The organism is uncultured Senegalimassilia sp. (assembly GCF_934630535.1).
Lineage (GTDB): Bacteria > Actinomycetota > Coriobacteriia > Coriobacteriales > Eggerthellaceae > Senegalimassilia.
Map to the genome: position 1 here is coordinate 44543 of NZ_CAKTVU010000003.1, position 18089 is coordinate 62631.

Genomic DNA, 18089 nt, shown 5'->3' on the forward strand with positions numbered 1-18089 from the left:
CGCCTTTGGCAGCGGGGCGTTTTTCGTATCGGTCCGTTACCTGAGGTTAGGTTGGCAATGAGGATTCTTGCACTGGATATCGGTCAGACGCGCATCGGGGTGGCGGTCAGCGACCCGCGCGAGCGCGTGGCATCCCCTGTTTGCGTGCTTCCCGCGAACGAGGTTCTTTCCAACGCTAAAAGCTGGAAACGCGTGCTCGAGGATTGGGAGCCGGAGCTCATCTTGTCGGGGTTGCCCTACACGCTTTCGGGTGAGGAGGGGCCTCAGGCCAGCCGCATCCGTGGCGTCGCCGCTAGCATCGGAAAGGCGGCGGGCCTGCCTGTGGAGTTCACTGATGAGCGTCTCAGCTCGCAGGAGGCGAAGCGCAGTTTGCGTGAAAGCGGCATGTCGGAGCGCGATATGCGCGGCAAGATAGATATGATTGCAGCAAGTGTGTTCCTTCAGGCGTGGCTTGATGCCCGCCATGCAGGCGAAAGGTAGTGTAAATGTCCCCTCGTAGGCAAGTGACCTATTCCCGTCGCCCAACTCATGCGGCACGCTCGGCGCACGCGCGCGGCGACCGTATGTTCCGCACGTACGATACCAGCTTCATCCAGCCCAAGCGGTCCAAGGTTCCTCATTACGTGTTCCTTGTCGTGTTGGCGCTTCTGGGCATCGGAATCCTGTGGTTCGTAGGCTCTTCGGTTGCCAGCTGCGTTTCGCCGAAGGTCGACCTGTTGGCCGAGGATCAACAGGCAACCATCACCGTCAACGATGGAGCATCGGCAAACACCATAGGCTCCTCGCTTGTGGATGCCAAGCTGGTGGGGTCGGCCAAGGAGTTCACCGAGCGCGTGAAGGATTTGGATGCCGGGTCCGATCTCAAGCCCGGTACGTATACCTTCAGCGGCGGCGTATCGGTCGATGACATCATCTCGGCATTGCGCAACGGCCCGGTTTCCGATGCCGTGCTCACCATCCCCGAAGGGTATCGCTTAAGCGAGATCGCTTCGGCGGTGGAAAGCGCCACCAACGGGCGCATCAGCGCCGATGCCTTCAAGCAGGCGGCATCGGACGCCAGCGTGTATGCGGGTGATTACGGCTTCTTGAAATCGGCGGGCACGAACAGCCTTGAGGGCTTCCTATTCCCGAAAACCTATGATGTCGCCTCCGACGCCACGGCGGATAGCTTGATTCGCGCGATGCTTTCCCAATTCCAGGTCGAAACGGCGGGGCTTGACTGGTCTTATCCCGAATCCCAGGGTCTTTCCGTGTACGAGACCGTGAACCTGGCATCCATCGTGGAAAAGGAATCGAGCGGGGATGAGACGATTCGCGCCCAGGTGGCCGCCGTGTTCTACAATCGCCTGACCACCAAGGGCGAGCCGAGCTATGGCTACCTGCAAAGCGACGCCACTACCGCCTACGAGGTTGGGCATGACCCCACCGCCGAGGAAGTGCACGCGAACAGCCCGTATAGCACCTACAGCAACGCCGGCCTTCCGCCTACGCCGATCTGCTCGCCTTCCATCGAATGCCTGCAGGCCGTATGTTCGCCGAATCAGGATGCGTTGGGCAAGTATTACTTCTTCTATTTCCAAGATGACAAGTACACGTTCAGCGAGACCTATGACGAGCATAAGGCCGCGTTCTCGTAAGGGGATCCATGTCGTACCTGCAGCCGGAGCGCTACTTCTCCCGCATATCGCATATCAATATAGAACGGGACCTGCTTGCATGCGGGTTCCGCTATGTTTTGTTGGACATCGATAACACCATCCTGTCCCGCGCAACGCACGATGTCCCACGCGATGTGGGCCTGTGGCTTGCTCAAGCCCGAGACGCCGGCGTGCAGTTCTGCCTGGTGTCGAACAATTGGCACAAAAACGTGCATGAGCTTGCGAACCGCTTGTCCATGCCCATCATCGCAAAGGCCATGAAGCCCTTGCCGGTGGCGTTGTTCGCGGCGTGCTCCATGCTTGGGGCGAAGCGCAGCGAGACCGTTATGGTCGGCGATCAGCTCTCCACCGACGTGCTTGCTGCGCATAACGCCGGAATGTCGGCGTACCTGCTGGCGCCGTTGGCGGAGCAGGATTTGCGGCACACGAAGTACGTGCGCATGGTGGAGCAGGCCATTCTTGGCGGGGCGGTTCCCGAGGGCGTTCCGCAGCCCGTGCAGGCGCATGCGACCGATCATCCGAGCGCACAAAACGTCATGGCGCAGGAAAAGTAGCGAAACCGCCTATTTGATGGGCCTCATGGGGGAATTAACCCCTACAAAGCTAGTATGCATTGGTATGATGAAATCCCTGCTAAACTGCAGGCCCTTGATCGACCAGGAAGGAATTCCATGACCGAGCAGAGCGAAGGCGAGCGCCTCTATATCCTGGGGCATCCGGTCGCGCATTCGAAATCGCCGGTAATGTACAACGCGTTATACGAAAGGCTGGGTCTGCCTTGGACCTATGCCCTTGCCGATTTCGCCGAGCTGGACGACGCCCGCGCTTTTCTGGATGCGCGAGAGTTCCTGTCCGTGAACATCACCACCCCTTATAAGCCATTGGCCTTTCAGGCCGCAACGCGCAAGGCTGCCAGCGCGCAGCTTGCGCAGGGCGCCAACGTGCTTGTCCGCAAGGACGGTCAGCTGATCGGCTTCAATACCGACGGCGATGGGTGCGTCAAGTTTCTCGAGCTTGCAGGCGTGAACTTCAGGGGCAAGCGCGTGGTTGTGTGCGGAACGGGCCCCACGGCGCTGTCCATCCTTCATGCGTGCGCTATCGCCGGTGCCGACGTGTTGTTGCTGCTCTCGCGCGACAAGGAGCGCGCGCATAGCGTGCTGGACGCCTACCTTGAACGTTTCGGCAAGCTGGCCAACGCCACCATCGATTTCCCCGCTGTGAAGGAAGGGCATCGCAGCTTTCGCGAAGCCTACACGAAGCCGACGTTCAAGTTCGGCAGCTATACCACGTCGTCGGGGGCGTTGGGCTCTGCGGACATCATCATCAACGCCACTCCGGTGGGAATGAAGCCCGACGATCCGGCTCCGTTCGATACGGGGCTTTTGCGCCCGGGCCAGGTGGTTATGGACGCCGTATACGCATCGGGGCGCACGAAGCTGGTGTCCGATGCCCTTCAGGCGGATTGCAAGGCGGCTTTCAACGGCGGGGGCATGCTGGTGGCTCAAGCGGTGGCCTCGGCGCTCATCGTGTCCGATATAGCGGAAGTGGAGATACCGTATTCCGAGGCGGAGCTGTTCAACCTTATGGCCGACGCCGCCGGATTCGATTGTCCGCGCGCGTAATGTAATCATAGCCACCCGTATCGGCGCGGCGAAAAAAAGAATGCCGCGCATTAGCACGAAAAGAGAGCAGCATGCGCTACTACACAGCAGGAGAGAGTCATGGACAGGGCTTGGTCGCCATCGTCGAGGACGTGCCGGCGGGCCTTAAGATATCCGAGGAGCAGATCAACGTAGATCTAGCGCGCCGCCAGGCAGGCTACGGCCGGGGTGGACGTATGAAGATCGAGCGCGATACGGCGCAGGTGATTTCCGGCGTGCGCTTCGGGCGCACCATAGGAAGCCCCGTTGCCATGCTTGTTGCCAACAGGGATTGGGAAAACTGGACCGAGCGCATGGCCCCGTTCGGCGAGCCGCCGCTCGACCTGGTTCGAGAGGTGACCCCTCGTCCGGGTCACGCGGATCTGGTGGGCGCGTTGAAGACCAACACCGATGACTGCCGCAACATCCTCGAGCGCTCAAGCGCCCGCACCACTGCGCCGCGCGTTGCGGCGGCGGGCATCGCACGCGAATTCCTAGCCGATCTGGGCGTGGAGATCTTCTCCTATGTCACCGGCATCGGGAGCGCCGTCATGAAGGAAGACGACCCCTTCATGAACGCGGCGCGTTATACGCCCCTTGAGATCGAGACGAGCGAGGTCCGTTGCCCCGATGCGGAGGCAAGCGAGGCCATGAAGCGCGAGATCGATCGGGCAATCACGAACAAGGACAGCTTGGGAGGGACGTTCCGCGTGGTCGTGCGCGGTCTTTTGCCGGGCGTCGGCGGTTACGCCGTGCCCACAGAGCGTCTGACCTCCACCATCGGCGGCGCTCTGTTCAGCATCCCCGCCATCAAGGGGGTCGAATTCGGCATGGGCTTCGAGACGGCCCGCAAGCCCGGTTCGCAGGTGCACGACCCCATCTTGCTCGACCGGGCAAAAGCCGAGTTCACGCGCGCATCCAACAACGCGGGCGGTCTTGAGGGCGGCATGACCACGGGCATGCCCTTGGTGGTTACGGCTGCCATGAAGCCCATTCCCACGCTTATGCAGCCGCTGCAAACCGTGAACCTTGACACGCTCGAGGTGGCTCAGGCCTCCAAGGAGCGAAGCGACGTGTGCGCCGTGCCGGCGTGCGCGGTAGTCGCCGAGGGTGAGGTGGCGTTCGCCATAGCGGACGCGTATATGCGCAAGTTCGGCTCCGACAACATGGCCGATATCAAGGCGGCGATCAAAGCATACAAGCAGCGGTTGAACACCGTGTCGCGCTAACCAGCCAGGAGGATCATCATGGAACAGCAGGATGCAAAAAACGGCGATATCACCCCGGAAAGCAATCCGGTAGCGTACACGCTGTCGGTCACCACCCCCGACGAGGTCGTCGCCGTCGTCAACAACCCCGAGATCAAGCCCCATGCGCGCCCTACGTACGAGCTGACGCGCAACGTGTTCTTCGTGGGCTTCATGGTCGCGGGTAAAACCTCCACGTCTCGCCGTTTGGCCCGTCAGTGCGGCCTGGCCACCATCGACCTGGACGCCTACATCGAGCGTCGCGAACGCAGGGCTATCAACCAGATCTTCGCGGAACAGGGCGAGCAGGCGTTTCGCGACATGGAGACTCAGGCGCTCGACGAGTTCGCCCACAAGGGCCCCATGCTTGTGTCCTGCGGTGGCGGCATCGTACTGCGCGAGGAGAACCGCGAGATTCTGAAGAACAACGGTTTCGTGGTGTATTTGCAGGTCACCGCCGAACAGGCGGTCGATCGCGTCAGCGATGTGTCCACGCGCCCGCTGTTCAAGGACCTTGAGACCGCGCAACGGACCATCGCCGGTCGTTTGCCCATGTACGAGGACGTTGCCAGCGTATCGATCGACACCGTGGGCAAATCCATCAACGTCGTGGCGCAGGAGATCCAGGAGATCCTCGAGAAGGAAGGCGTGCTGTGTCTGCGACAAGGGTAGTGGTGAACATCCCCGGCGAAGATGCCTACAGCGTGCGCATCGGCGCCGGGGTGCTTGATGCCCTAGGGGCGTCCATGCGCGGCGTGCCGGCTATCGCCGACGCGCAGCAGGTGCTCGTCATCACCGATACGAACGTCGGGCCGCTGTACTTGGCCCGCGCGAAGGCTTCGCTTGCCCAGGCGGGGTATCGCGTTTCCGACATCTGCGTTCCTGCAGGCGAGGAGGCGAAGTCGCTCACGGTGCTCGGCGAGGTGCTCGAGGCTATGGCTGCTTTGGCGCTCGAGCGCGATTGCGTCGTGGTCGCGCTTGGCGGCGGCTGCGTGGGCGATCTGGCGGGTTTTGCCGCGGCAACCTACATGCGCGGCGTGCAGGTGGTGCAGGTTCCCACCACGCTCCTTTCCATGGTCGATTCCAGCGTGGGCGGGAAAACGGGCGTGAACCTGTCCGCCGGCAAGAATCTGGTAGGTGCGTTCAAGCAGCCCGCGTTCGTGTGCGCCGACACCGATGTGCTGGCAACGTTGCCGCCTCGCGAGTGGGCATGCGGTTGCGGCGAGGTGGCGAAAACCGCGCTCATCGATGGTGACGAGTTCTTCTTCTGGCTCTCCGATCAGGCGCCGGCAATGGTCGATCGTCGGTCCGATGCCGTCTCCGAGGCTATCGCCCGCTGCGTGGTCTTCAAGGCCGATGTGGTGGCGCAGGATAAAACGGAAAGCCGCGGCGTGCGCGAGTGTCTGAACTATGGCCACACGTTGGCCCATGCCATTGAGAAGCTGTCGGGATATGGCACGTACAGCCACGGGCATGCGGTCGCCGAGGGCATGCGCTTCGCAGCCCGTATGGGCATGCGGCTTGCCGACATGCCGGCAGAGCTTGCCCAGGCGCAGGCGCAGCTGCTCGACGACCTGGGCTTGCCCGAGCTTGACTGGGAGGCTTCCCCGGCGCAGGTGCTTGAAACGATGAAGCGCGATAAGAAGGCGCGTCACGGGCAGGTTCGCTTCGTGTGCTTGCATGATGTGGGGCAGTGGCAGCTTCGCGATGTGGCCGATGGCGTCATCCTAGAAGAGCTGGAGGCGTATTTCGCGCAGAAGCGACGCTAGCTTCCTCCTTTTCCGAACAGACCTGAGCGCGGCGCGGCCTTTGAGGGGTTCGCAAAGACGAACAAGGTCATGCGACGTTTCGAGCATACGCTGAAAGCGGCGGCAAACAGCAACGAAAGGCATGCGATATGAAGAAGATCCTGCTGATCAACGGGCCTAATCTGAACATGCTCGGCATCCGCGAGCCGGGCGTGTACGGCAACGATACCTTAAGCGACCTTGAATCCGGCTTCGCCGAATATGCCCAGGCGCACGGCTGCGAGGTGGAGTGCTTCCAGTCGAACCATGAAGGCGACCTGGTCGATAAGATCCACGCCACGCACGGCACGTGCGACGGCATCGTGTACAACCCCGGTGCGCATACCCATTATTCCTATGCGCTGCGCGATGCTTTGGGCAGCGTGAGCACGCCGTGCGTCGAGGTGCACATCTCCGACGTAAGCACGCGCGAGGCGTTCCGCCATATCTCGGTGATCGCCCCGGCGTGCGTGGCCCAGGTCAAGGGCCACGGCTTCGCCGGCTACAACGATGCGCTCGACATCCTGCTCGAAGGCGTGACCGAGCGCCTGGGCGAGGGCTTCGAGGGGCGTTATGCTCCAGGTCAGGTTATCGTGGCAGGTCGTGATCTCATTGACGGATAGCATGAAAGCCCAGGCAGCAGGGCGTTTGGAACGGCTGCGCGATGCGGCGGCGGAAAACGGCATTCGCACTTTTTTGGTGCGCGACACCGCCAGCATCGAATGGCTGACGGCATTCGATGACGTGTTCGACGACGAACAGGCGCATGCGCTTCTGGTGACGCCGCATGACGCAGTGCTGCACACCGATTCCCGCTACAGCGGCGCGGCGCGCAAGGCGGCGCAAGGCGAAGGCGTCATCGCCGTCGACGATGCGCGCCAAGGCCATGGCGAATGGGTTGCCGATGTGTTCGCGCGTCGGCATGCGAACGCGCCCGCCGGCTCGCCGGCGCCCGAGAGCATCGTGCTCGGCATCGAGGACTCCATGACGCTTGCGGCGTTCCGCGCGCTCGAGGGCGCCCTTGCCAAGGCTCCGGCATCTCCGCAGCTGCGCGAGACCTCGGACTTCGTTCGAATGTTGCGCGCGGTCAAGGAGCCGTCGGAGGTTGCGCGCATGAAGGCGGCCCAGGCCATCACCGATGCGGCGTTCTCCTATATCGTCACCTATATGAAGCCGGGCATGACCGAGCGGCAGGTGCAGATCGAGCTTGAGGACTGGATGCTGCGTCACGGCGCGTCCGGCCTGGCGTTCTCCTCCATCGTGGCCTGTGGCGCCAACGGCGCGAGCCCGCATGCCATTCCGGGCGAGGCGAAGCTTGAGGCGGGGCAGTGCGTGGTCATGGACTTCGGCGCTCGCGCCCACGGGTATTGTTCGGACATGACCCGCACCGTGTTCGTCGGTCAGCCTGACGCGCAGATGCGCGCAGCCTACGAAACGCTGCGCGAGGCCAACGAGCAGGTGGAAGCCGCTATCAGGCCCGGCATCACCGGCGCGCAGATGCACCAGATGGCCGAAGACGTCCTTGCGGCGGGCGGATTCGCCGGCAAGATGGGTCACGGCTTGGGCCATGGCGTGGGCATCGACATCCATGAGGAGCCCGTGTTGTCGCCTCGCAACAAGGAGCCGCTTGCCCCGGGTAACGTGGTCACGGTGGAGCCGGGCATCTACCTGGAGGGCGATTTCGGCATGCGTTTAGAGGATTTCGGCGTGGTCACCGAAACGGGATTCCAGGTTTTCACGCAATCTACGCATGACATGGTTATAATTTAAGGGTTGAACTAAAGGGGCGGCCTTGGTCGCCTGAACGGTTGAAAGGATCTACCAGTGGCTATCTCTACCGCCGATTTCAAGAACGGAATGTGCATCGTCAACAACGGCAAGATGTGCACCATCGTCGAGTTCCAGCATGTCAAGCCCGGCAAGGGCGGCGCCTTCGTCCGCACGAAGCTTCGCGACATCAAGACCGGCCGCGTGGTCGACTACACGTTCAACGCCGGCACGAAGTTCGATACCGTGCGTCTGGAAACCCGCAAGATGACGTACCTGTACAACGACGGTTCCGATTTCTACTTCATGGATCCCAACACCTACGACCAGATGAGCATGCCCGCCGAGACCGTCGGCGACACCGCCAAGTGGCTCAAGGAAAACGACGAGGCCAGCCTGCTGTACGCCGGCGAGGAGCTTATCAGCATCGAGCCGCAGATGTTCGTCGAGCTCGAGTGCACGCACACCGAGCCCGGCTTCAAGGGCGACACCGCCACCAACACCACCAAGCCGGCAACCTTCGAGACCGGCGTCGAACTGCAGGTGCCCACGTTCGTCGAGATCGGCGACGTGCTGCAGATCGACACCCGCGACGGCCGCGTCATCAAGCGCGTCTAGCTCGCATCGCATCGGCGGTCGATGATCGTGCTTTCGCGTCGAACGGCTATTGCTGCGCGATTGAAACACGGCAAAAGACGCTTGCGGAAGCCCGTGTCCGCCCTTGTTTGGCGAACCGAAGCATGAATAAATGTTTCGTCGAGTGCGACGATATCTCCGAATGCGCCCGTTCAGGGCGCATTCGTTGTATTTGGATTAGTTCCTTCTGGTGCGCGATGGGTGCCGCTGCATGTGTCGGTCATCGCTGCTTGGCGGCTTGCGAAGCGCGCCGCCTGGGCGGCGTTTCTGTTTCTTGCCCGTGAATTCGCCGTGTGCGCACGGTATCGGCTCCGGTATCTTCTATAATCCTGGTTTCGATCTATACGGTCTGTATCACTTGAAAACGAAGGGGGTGCGAGTTCATGTCAAGGCTTCAGATCATGGATACCACTATCCGTGACGGCCAGCAAAGCCTGTGGGCCACGCGCATGAGCATCGGCGACATGCTGCCGATCCTGCCGAAGATGGATCGCGTCGGCTACTGGGCCATCGAGGCATGGGGCGGCGCGACGTTCGACTCGTGCATGCGCTTTTTGGATGAGAATCCGTGGGACCGCCTGCGTTCCATCAACGCGGCAACGCCGAACACGCCGCTGTCCATGCTCACCCGAGGTCAGAACCTGGTTGGCTACAAGCATTATTCCCGCGAGATCGTGAACCGCTTCATCAAGGCTTCCAAGCGCAACGGCGTGCACGTGTTCCGCGTGTTCGACGCGCTCAACGATATCCGCAACGTGGTGGATACCGCCGAGGCAGTCAACGAATGCGGCGGGCACTTCGAAGGCGCCATCTCCTACACCATCTCCCCGGTGCATACGCTTGACAGCTACCTTGAGTACGCGCAGCAGCTCAAGGAGCTCGGTGCCGACTCCATCTGCGTGAAGGACATGGCCGGCCTTATGACGCCGTACCGCGCCGAGCGCATCGTGAAGGCCCTCAACGCCGAGATCGGCCTGCCCGTGCACCTGCACTGCCACTACGTCGGCGGCATGGCCCCGGCCAACTACCTCAAGGCTGCCGAGGCGGGCGTGTCCATCGTCGACACCGCATCCGCGCCGCTGGCGTTCGGCAACTCCCAGCCCGCCGTCGAGATGATCGTGGCGGCGCTGCAGGAAAGCCGCTACGACACCGGCCTTGATCTGGACCTGCTCTTCGAGATCGCCGAATACTGGGAGGAAGTGCGCAAGCGCAGCCACTACAAGCGCGGCGTGTCCTCGCTCATCCATATGCAGGTGTACTCGCATCAGGTGCCCGGCGGCATGATGTCCAACCTCATGAGCCAGCTCGAGGTGCAGAACGCATCCGATCGCCTTCCCGAGGTCATGAAGGAGATCCCGCGCGTGCGTGCAGAGGTCGGCTATCCGCCGCTCGTCACGCCCATGTCCCAGATCGTTGGCACGCAGGCCGTGTTCAACGTGCTTACCGGCAAGCGCTGGGGCGTCGTGTCCAAGGAGATGAAGGACTACATCTGCGGCTACTACGGCAAGGCTCCGGGACGCATCGATCCCGAGATCATGAAGAAGGTCGCGGGCAATTCGCAGGTGCTGCCCGACGACGTTGCCCCGTCAAGCCTGGTCACCACCACCTATGACGAGGTCGTCGAAGAGGTCGGCGATCTGGCCCAAAGCGAAGAGGACGTGCTCATGTACGCCCTGTTCCCCAACGAGGCGCGCACCTTCTTAAGCAAGCACCGCGCATCCGAGAAAGTCGACTTCCTCATGCAGGAGGAGTCCAGCAATACCAAGGAGGACGATTACGTGGATATCAACCAGATTCGCGAACTGGTTCGCGTTGCCGAGGAAAGCGGCGTAGGCGAGATCGTGGTCGAGGACGGCGGTCAGCGCATCGCCGTGCGCATGCCCGGCGCAATGCCGGCCGCCGCACCGGTTGCCGCCGCTCCGGCAGTCGCCGCCGCGCCCGCAGCTCCTGCAGCGGCCCCTGCCGCTCCGGCCGCTGCCGCCGCCGAGCCCGAGCGTCCTGCCAACTGGTATGCCGTGAAGGCCCCCATGGTCGGCACGTTCTATGCAGCTCCCGCTCCGGGCGAGCCTGCGTTCGTGAAGGTGGGCGACGAGGTTGCCGCCAACCAGACCCTGTGCATCGTCGAGGCTATGAAGCTCATGAACGAGATCACCGCCGAGGAGATGGGTACCGTGCGCGAGGTGTGCGTCAAGGACGCCGATCCGGTCGAGTTCGGCACCGTGCTGTTCTACATCGAGCCCCATTCCGTCCAGCCCATCTCGGAGCAGTAACATGTTCAAGAAAGTACTCATCGCAAACCGCGGCGAGGTTGCCCTGCGCGTCATGCGCGCCTGCAAGGAGCTGGGCGTCAAGACCGTGGCGGTGTACTCCACCGAGGACGAGAACACCTATCCCGTGCGGTATGCCGACGAGAAGGTGTGCATCGGTCCTGCTCAGGCCACGAAAAGCTACCTGGTCATGTCCAACATCATCGCGGCGGCAACCATCACCGGAGCCGATGCCATCCATCCTGGCTACGGCTTCCTGGCGGAAAACGCCGACTTCGCCCGCGCCTGCGCGGACAACGACCTGGTGTTCATCGGCCCTTCCGCCGAGTGCATCGAGCGTATGGGCGACAAGTCCTCTGCCCGCGAGACCATGAAGGCTTGCGGCGTGCCCACCGTCCCCGGTTCCGATGGCTGCATCGACACCGTGGAGGAGGCCCGTCAGTTCGCCGAGAGCGTGGGTTACCCCGTGCTCATCAAGGCAACCGCCGGCGGCGGCGGCAAGGGCATGCGCGAGGTTCACGACCCCGCCGACCTGGAATCGCACTACAAGGCAGCCCGCGCCGAGGCCGGCGCCGCGTTCGGCAACGACGAGGTGTATCTTGAGAAGCTCGTGCTGCGCCCGCGTCACGTGGAGGTCCAGGTGCTCGCCGACGACTTCGGCAACAACGTGGCCCTGTGCGAGCGCGACTGCTCCGTGCAGCGTCGTCACCAGAAGCTTATCGAGGAGGCCCCTTCGCCGGCGCTGACCGACGAGCTGCGCCGCGCCATGGGCGTTGCCGCCATCAAGGCCGTGCGCGCCGTGGACTACCGCAATGCCGGCACCATCGAGTTTTTGCTGGACACCACGGGCAAGTTCTACTTCATGGAAATGAACACGCGCGTGCAGGTGGAGCATCCGGTATCCGAGCAGATCACGGGCACCGATATCATCAAAGAGCAGCTGCGCATCGCCTCCGGCGAGCCTATGAGCTGCGCCGATAGGGCGCCTTTCACGCCGTTCGGCCATGCCATGGAGTTCCGCATCAACGCCGAGGACCCCGAGCACGGCTTCCGTCCGTGCCCTGGCACCATCACGCGCTTCGAGCCCCCGGCGGGCCCGGGCGTGCGCGTGGAGGCATACGTGCATTCCGGCTCGAAGATCAGCCCGTTCTATGACTCCATGGTGGCTAAGCTCATCGTGCACGGCCAGGATCGCGAGGAGTGCCTGGCGCGCGGTCGCCGCGCCCTTGACGAGTTCGTCATCGAAGGCATCCCCACCACGCTGCCGTTCCATCGCCGCGTGCTGGATAACCAGGTGTTCTGCGCTGGCGAGGCCACCACGGACTTCATCGAAACCCAGATGGGAGATGTGTTATGAGCGATTTGACCGTTGACGGCATGGCGCTTGCGCCGGGCGTCGTCGAAACCATCGTCTCCATCGCCGTAGCCGACGTGGACGGCGTTGCCAGCGTGGGCAACGCCCCCGTGGCAAGCCGCGGCATCCGCGGCGTGCTCGGCGGCAAGCCCTCCACGTCCGGTATCGAGATCGCAGCGGATGAAAACGACAAGCTGCAGATCTCGGTGCGCATCGACGTTTATTATGGACACGTGCTGCCCGACGTGGCTGCTGCGGTCCGCCAGTCTGTGGCGGACGCCGTTGCAAGCCAGGTGGGCGCGCAGGTTGGATCGGTCGACGTCTACATCGACGGCGTCCAGTTCAACCGTTAGGAACAAGAAGAAGCACAGGGGATTATTTGCACATGGCATCGAAAAGACACGAGCGCACGACGGCACGTCGCGTCGCGCTGCAGGTTCTGTACACTGCCGAGATCAAGGGCGCTTCTGCGGCCCAGATCGTAGCTGAAGGCGTCTTCCCGTCCGAGGAGGGCCCGCTTTCGCAGTATGCTCAGGATCTGGTGCGCGGCGTCGAGCAGAACCGCATCGTCATCGACGGCAGCCTGAAAGCTGCTGCGGAGAACTGGTCGCTGGGCCGCATGCCCATCGTCGACCGCTCCATCTTGCGCTTGGCCGCCTATGAGATCATGTTCGTGGAAGACGTGCCTACCAGCGTTGCCATCAACGAGGCGGTGGAGCTGGCGAAGGATTTCGGCGGCGAGGATGATTCCCCGCGTTTCGTCAACGGCGTGCTCGGCCGCATCGCCAAGGACATCGACGACGGCGCTGCTGCTGCTCCCGCCGGTGATGACCCGGCGCAGCCCCTGGTGCTGTAAGGGCGCGATTCGGTGGCATTGGAATCGTACGGATCCTTCGAGGAGCTCAAAAGCCGCCTTGATGAGATCGTCGAGGCGGTAAACGATAAGGATTTGCCCTTGGATCAGGCGCTTTCCCTTTATGAGGAAGCGGTTGGCCTGGGGCTTCGTGCAAGCGATTTGCTTGAACAGGGTATTGATGAGGCCAGCGTCCAAGAGGCGCTGGCCTCCGATGCCCCGGCAGAGCTTGCCGATGGCATCGCGCGATCTGCGGCATCAGCGGCGGATGCGCGTATGGAAGGTCAAGCGGACGACGGCGCGGCTCAGCAAAGCCAGGCCGTCGTTTCCGCCTAGGTCGCGCAAGGCGATCGGATGGCATGACAAAGGAAAGGCGCAGCATGAGCGATAAGCGCATTCTGGACATAATCGCATCCCCTGCCGACCTGAAGCTCCTCAGCAATGAGGAGCTGTCTATACTTGCGGGCGAGATCCGTCAGGAGATCGTGACCACCACCTCGAAAACCGGTGGTCACGTTGCCTCGTCTTTGGGCGCGGTGGAGATCATCCTGGCGTTGCACAGCCTGCTTGATTGCCCCAAGGATAAGATCGTGTTCGATGTGGGGCATCAAGCGTATGCGCACAAGCTGGTCACCGGACGCTTGAAGGACTTCGGCACGCTGCGCACCTATGGCGGCCTTTCGGGGTTCCCCAAGCCCAGCGAAAGCCCCTACGACGTGCATTATTCCGGGCACGCATCCGATTCTCTTTCGGTGGCGCTCGGCTTGGCCGAGGCCCGTGATCTGGCGGGAACCGACCAGAAGGTCGTTGCCCTTATCGGCGATGCGGCGCTTTCCGGCGGCATGGCATTCGAGGCGCTGAACAACATCGGCCAGGCTCAAACGCCCATGGTCATCATCTTGAACGACAACGAGATGTCCATCTCGCATAACGTCGGCGCGCTCATGAAGCACCTTGGTTACATGCGCGCATCGTCGCAGTACCGCCAGGCGCGCGACAACGTGCAGGAGCATTTGGAGAGCAGCGGTCCGGTGGGCAAGGCCATCACCAGCTTCGGTCGCAGCATGAAAGAATCGATGAAGCAGTTCGTCATTCCCCATTCCATGATCTTCGAGCAGCTGGGCATCGTGTGCACGGCGCCGATCGACGGGCACAACATCGCGCAGCTGCGGGAAACGCTGCGAGCCGTGTTGAATGCCGACGGACCGGTGCTTATGCATGTGGTCACGCGCAAAGGACAAGGCTATATGCCCGCCGTGCGCAATCCCGAGAAGTTCCACGGCATCGCGCCCTACAACATCGCAACCGGCGAGGTTATCAAATCAGGAAAGCCCTCTGCTCCGAAGTACACCAACGTGTTCGGCAAGGCTTTGGTCGCCGAGGCGCAGAACAACCCCGACATCGTCGCCATCACCGCTGCCATGAAGGGCGGCACCGGCCTTGATGAGTTTGCAGAGAAGTTCCCGAAACGCTTCGTGGATACGGGCATTTGCGAGGAGCATGCGGTCGGTTTCGCCGGCGGCCTGGCGGCGAACGGCAAAAAGCCCGTGGTGGCGTTGTACTCCACCTTTATGCAGCGCGCTATCGATCAGATGATCATCAACGTGGCGCTGCCGAAGCTCGATGTGGTGTTCGCCATCGACCGCGCCGGCATCGTCGGCGCCGACGGACCTACGCACCATGGCGTGTTCGATCTGGTGTATGCCCGCATGGTGCCCAACATGCGCGTGCTGGCGCCTTCGAACGAGGCCGAGCTTGTGCATGCGCTGCATACGGCGCTTGCGATGGGCGGCCCGTTCGCCATCCGCTATCCGCGCGGCGAGGGCGAGGGCGTCCCGCTGCCCGAGGCTGTCGAGGTGCTGCCGGAGGGCAAGGCGCGCGTGGTGCGCGAAGGCGAGGACCTTGCCATTTTAGCGTTCGGCCGTATGGCGGGTCAGTCGCTCAAGGCGGCGGACTTGCTTGCCGAGCAGGGGATTCGCGCCCGTGTTGTGGATATGCGCTGGGTGAAGCCGCTTGATGAGCAGGCTATTCGAGCAGCTGCCGAAACGAAGCTGGTCGTCACGGTGGAGGAGGGCGTAATCGCCGGCGGCGCTGGCGAAGGCGTGCTCGGCGAGATGGCCCGTATGGCATTGCATACCCCGGCGTTAAATCTGGGTATCAAAGACGAGTTCGTCACGCAAGGCGGGGTTGGCCAGCTGCTTCACGAGCAGGGCCTTGATGCCGAGGGCATTGCCGCTAGCGTGGAACAGCGCTATCGGGCATTGTAGCCAGCAGATCCATAATCATATAAACGAAAAGGCCCCGCGCTGTTCGGAACCTGCTTTCGCCGATAAGATCGGAGAACGGAACCGAAGGACGCGGGGCCTTTCCTGTATCGCGAAGCCGTTTGAGACTTGCTGACGCATAGGCGAAAGAAGCTACGCTTCCTTTTCCATGACGTAATCGTCCATGGCGAACCCGTCTCCGATGTCGTTCTTGACGGATTCGATGGTGACGAACCCTTTGCCGTAATAGGCTCGGATTCCAAGATCGTTCTGCTTGTTGACGGTCAGATACATGCTATGCAGGTCGCGAGAGCGGCATGTATCGGTATAGAAGCCGATGATCTGCGACGCATAATGCTTGCCGCGCTCTTCTGCCAGAAGGTAAATCTTCGAAATGAAGTAGCGGCTCGTCTGCGGCTCCTCGCGCCCACCGGTGTAGCCTACGGTTTTGCCGGCCTCGTCGACCACGAACCAGTATTCGTAGGCGTGTTCTGCCATATCCTGTTTAATGGCTTCCAAGCTTTGGAACTTTTCGACCATGTAGTCGGTCTGCGCATCACCGATGATCGCGGGCCAGTACTCGTGCCAAATCTCATCAGCCAGCTTTGCCAGCTTTTCCTGATCTTCGTCCGTTTCAACGGCAACGAATCGCACGCCCATAAGCCCGTTCCTTTCAAATAAGTTCGCCTGTTTCCACATTGTAACACCCGCGTCTCGTGCTCGTTACAAAGCGTTTCCCGGTTCGTTAACAATGCCGATCAGCCCAAAAGGCCAGGTCAATCAGTGGCACTATCGAATGCGTAAGAAAAAGGTGCTCAGAGGGAATGGGTATCGGAAACGAAGGAGGTAGCGCGATGTATGACACGGGTTCAACGGCATTCATGCTGGTATGCGCCATGCTCGTCTTGCTCATGACACCGGGTTTGGCGTTTTTCTACGGAGGCCTGTCGCGTCGAAAGAACGTTGTGAACACGATGATCATGGTGTTCTCGGCCATCGGCATCGTGGCGATCACGTGGACGATCTGCGGTTGGTCGCTGGCGTACGGTGGAGACGGATCTAGCCCGTTCTTCGGGGGCTTCGATCAGCTCGGCTTCCTGGGCGGTGTGACGGACATGCTTGCCGAGGTCGAGGCGGTTCCTGAGGATGCGACGTATCCTGCCATCATCGACTTCATCTTCCAGATGGCGTTCTGTATGATCACCACCGCTATTATCACGGGTTCTCTTGCCGGCCGTATGAAGTTCGGCGCGGTGTGCGCGTTCGTGGCATTGTGGACCATCGTGGTGTATCCGCCTTTGGCGCACATGGTCTGGGGCGGCGACGGCAGCCTGATCGGCGACACCATCGGCGCGCTCGACTTCGCCGGCGGCGACGTTGTGCACATCTCCTCTGGTTTGACCGGCCTTATCCTGTGCCTCATGCTCGGCAAGCGCAAGGGCTTCGGCATGATGAGCTATCGTCCGCATAACGTGCCGTTCGTGGCCTTGGGTGCAGCGCTTCTGTGGTTCGGCTGGTTCGGCTTCAACGCCGGTTCCGAGTTCGTGGCCGACGGCGTTGCGGGCCTGGCTCTGATCAACACCGTGGTCGCCTCCGGCGCGGCGCTCGTCTCCTGGATGATCGTCGAGCGCGTGAAGGTGGGCAAGCCCACGCTCGTCGGCGCCGCCACCGGCCTTGTCGCCGGTCTGGTCGTCATCACCCCGGCTGCCGGCTTCGTCGAGCCCTGGGCTGCGATCATCATGGGCCTGATCGTTTCTCCCATCTGCTACTTCGCCATCTCGTTCTGCAAGGCCAAGATCGGCTACGACGACGCGCTCGACGCTTTCGGTTGCCACGCGGTCGGCGGCATCGTGGGCGGCATCTGCACCGGCATCTTCTGCGTGCCCGAGCTGTCCTGGACCGACTTCGGCGGCCTTCTGTACACCGGCGACGTAAGCCTGCTGTGCAGCCAGATCGCCGGCATCGCCATCACCATCGTGTTCGTCGGCATTCTCGATGTGGTGCTCGCTTTCATCGTGAAGGCCTGCTTCAAGGGCAGCCTGCGCGTTAGCGAGGAGAAGGAAGCTCAGGGCCTCGACATTGCGGCCCACGGCGAATCCGCTTACCCTGCATACATCGGCTTGGACTAAGCTGCGGCTAGCATTGGAAGGAGTTGAACCATGAAGAAGATCACCGCTATCGTTCGTCCTGAAAAGCTTGAGCCGCTCAAAGACGCCCTGTTTGCGGCAAAGGTTTCGGGCATGACCATCTCGCAGGTGCAAGGCTGCGGGTCCCAGCATGGCTGGAAGGAGTACTACCGCGGCACCGAGGTGCTGTTGAACATGGTGCCGAAGGTGAAGTTCGAGATCATCTGCGACGATGCCGAGGTGGATGCGCTTATCGACGTGATCAGCGCCACCGCTCGAACCGGCAACGTGGGAGACGGCAAGATCTTCGTCTTCCCGGTCGACGAGGTGGTGCGCATCCGCACCGGCGAACGTGGAGACGAGGCGATTTAGCCTTTCGCGAGCTAGTTGCGACCGCGATGTGTCCATAAGGAGTTTGAAGGCCTCCCATTTCCGGGAAACGGGAATGGGAGGCCTTCCTATATGCGTATGTGCGTCCCCTTGGCGAAGG

At 61.9% G+C, this 18089-nt stretch carries 19 protein-coding genes; 18 read left to right on the forward strand and 1 reads right to left on the reverse strand.

Features of this window, described 5'->3' with window-relative positions:
* The first annotated feature begins 57 nt into the window (after positions 1–57).
* From ruvX to dxs, 16 genes are all read left to right on the forward strand, one after another.
* Positions 58–480 (forward strand): Holliday junction resolvase RuvX, encoded by a 423-nt coding sequence (gene ruvX, locus Q0D52_RS02775; protein WP_294161951.1) that lies wholly within the window; start codon positions 58–60, stop codon positions 478–480.
* Between the two features lie 83 nt (positions 481–563).
* Positions 564–1637, forward strand: a complete 1074-nt coding sequence (gene mltG, locus Q0D52_RS02780) for an endolytic transglycosylase MltG (RefSeq protein ID WP_294379999.1) — start codon at positions 564–566, stop codon at positions 1635–1637.
* Positions 1638–1645: 8 nt separating this feature from the next.
* Positions 1646–2212, forward strand: coding sequence for a YqeG family HAD IIIA-type phosphatase (locus Q0D52_RS02785; RefSeq protein WP_294360349.1), 567 nt, complete (start codon positions 1646–1648; stop codon positions 2210–2212).
* Positions 2213–2329: 117 nt separating this feature from the next.
* Positions 2330–3280, forward strand: a complete 951-nt coding sequence (locus Q0D52_RS02790; protein ID WP_294380000.1) for a hypothetical protein — start codon at positions 2330–2332, stop codon at positions 3278–3280.
* 71 nt (positions 3281–3351) lie between these two features.
* A complete protein-coding gene (gene aroC, locus Q0D52_RS02795; RefSeq protein ID WP_294380001.1) occupies positions 3352–4527 on the forward strand; it encodes a chorismate synthase in 1176 nt (391 codons plus the stop codon).
* 18 nt (positions 4528–4545) lie between these two features.
* Positions 4546–5217, forward strand: a complete 672-nt coding sequence (locus Q0D52_RS02800; protein ID WP_294360357.1) for a shikimate kinase — start codon at positions 4546–4548, stop codon at positions 5215–5217.
* A complete protein-coding gene (gene aroB / locus Q0D52_RS02805) occupies positions 5199–6314 on the forward strand; it encodes a 3-dehydroquinate synthase (protein WP_294380002.1) in 1116 nt (371 codons plus the stop codon). The genes Q0D52_RS02800 and aroB overlap by 19 nt, the downstream gene beginning before the upstream one ends.
* Before the next feature lie 128 nt (positions 6315–6442).
* Positions 6443–6955, forward strand: coding sequence for a type II 3-dehydroquinate dehydratase (aroQ, locus tag Q0D52_RS02810; RefSeq protein ID WP_294380003.1), 513 nt, complete (start codon positions 6443–6445; stop codon positions 6953–6955).
* Position 6956: 1 nt separating this feature from the next.
* Positions 6957–8102 carry a Xaa-Pro peptidase family protein gene (locus Q0D52_RS02815; RefSeq protein ID WP_294380004.1) on the forward strand — a complete coding sequence of 382 codons (1146 nt, stop codon included), beginning with the start codon at positions 6957–6959 and terminating at the stop codon, positions 8100–8102.
* Between the two features lie 54 nt (positions 8103–8156).
* Positions 8157–8717: an elongation factor P gene (gene efp, locus Q0D52_RS02820; RefSeq protein ID WP_294162429.1), complete on the forward strand. Its 561-nt coding sequence runs from the start codon at positions 8157–8159 to the stop codon at positions 8715–8717.
* A 401-nt stretch (positions 8718–9118) separates the two neighbouring features.
* The gene (gene accB / locus Q0D52_RS02825) at positions 9119–11005 is read left to right on the forward strand and encodes an acetyl-CoA carboxylase biotin carboxyl carrier protein (protein WP_294360368.1); all 1887 of its coding nucleotides are present in this window, start codon (positions 9119–9121) and stop codon (positions 11003–11005) included.
* Position 11006: 1 nt separating this feature from the next.
* On the forward strand, positions 11007–12359 hold the full coding sequence (accC, locus tag Q0D52_RS02830) for an acetyl-CoA carboxylase biotin carboxylase subunit (protein ID WP_294360371.1): 1353 nt from the start codon (positions 11007–11009) through the stop codon (positions 12357–12359).
* Entirely contained in the window at positions 12356–12709 is a 354-nt protein-coding gene (locus Q0D52_RS02835) for an Asp23/Gls24 family envelope stress response protein (protein WP_294162423.1), read from the forward strand. Before accC ends, Q0D52_RS02835 begins: the two co-directional genes overlap by 4 nt.
* Positions 12710–12741: 32 nt before the next feature.
* A complete protein-coding gene (nusB, locus tag Q0D52_RS02840) occupies positions 12742–13212 on the forward strand; it encodes a transcription antitermination factor NusB (protein ID WP_294380005.1) in 471 nt (156 codons plus the stop codon).
* A 12-nt stretch (positions 13213–13224) separates the two neighbouring features.
* On the forward strand, positions 13225–13545 hold the full coding sequence (gene xseB / locus Q0D52_RS02845) for an exodeoxyribonuclease VII small subunit (protein WP_294380006.1): 321 nt from the start codon (positions 13225–13227) through the stop codon (positions 13543–13545).
* A gap of 44 nt (positions 13546–13589) precedes the next feature.
* Entirely contained in the window at positions 13590–15476 is a 1887-nt protein-coding gene (gene dxs / locus Q0D52_RS02850; protein WP_294380007.1) for a 1-deoxy-D-xylulose-5-phosphate synthase, read from the forward strand.
* A 150-nt stretch (positions 15477–15626) separates the two neighbouring features.
* Here dxs and Q0D52_RS02855 read toward each other — a convergent pair whose 3' ends face one another.
* On the reverse strand, positions 15627–16133 hold the full coding sequence (locus Q0D52_RS02855; RefSeq protein ID WP_294380008.1) for a GNAT family N-acetyltransferase: 507 nt from the start codon (positions 16131–16133) through the stop codon (positions 15627–15629).
* Between the two features lie 194 nt (positions 16134–16327).
* On the opposite strand from Q0D52_RS02855, the gene Q0D52_RS02860 reads away from it, so the two are divergent.
* Positions 16328–17602, forward strand: coding sequence for an ammonium transporter (locus Q0D52_RS02860; protein WP_294380009.1), 1275 nt, complete (start codon positions 16328–16330; stop codon positions 17600–17602).
* A gap of 30 nt (positions 17603–17632) precedes the next feature.
* On the forward strand, positions 17633–17971 hold the full coding sequence (locus tag Q0D52_RS02865; RefSeq protein ID WP_294380010.1) for a P-II family nitrogen regulator: 339 nt from the start codon (positions 17633–17635) through the stop codon (positions 17969–17971).
* Positions 17972–18089: the final 118 nt, after the last annotated feature.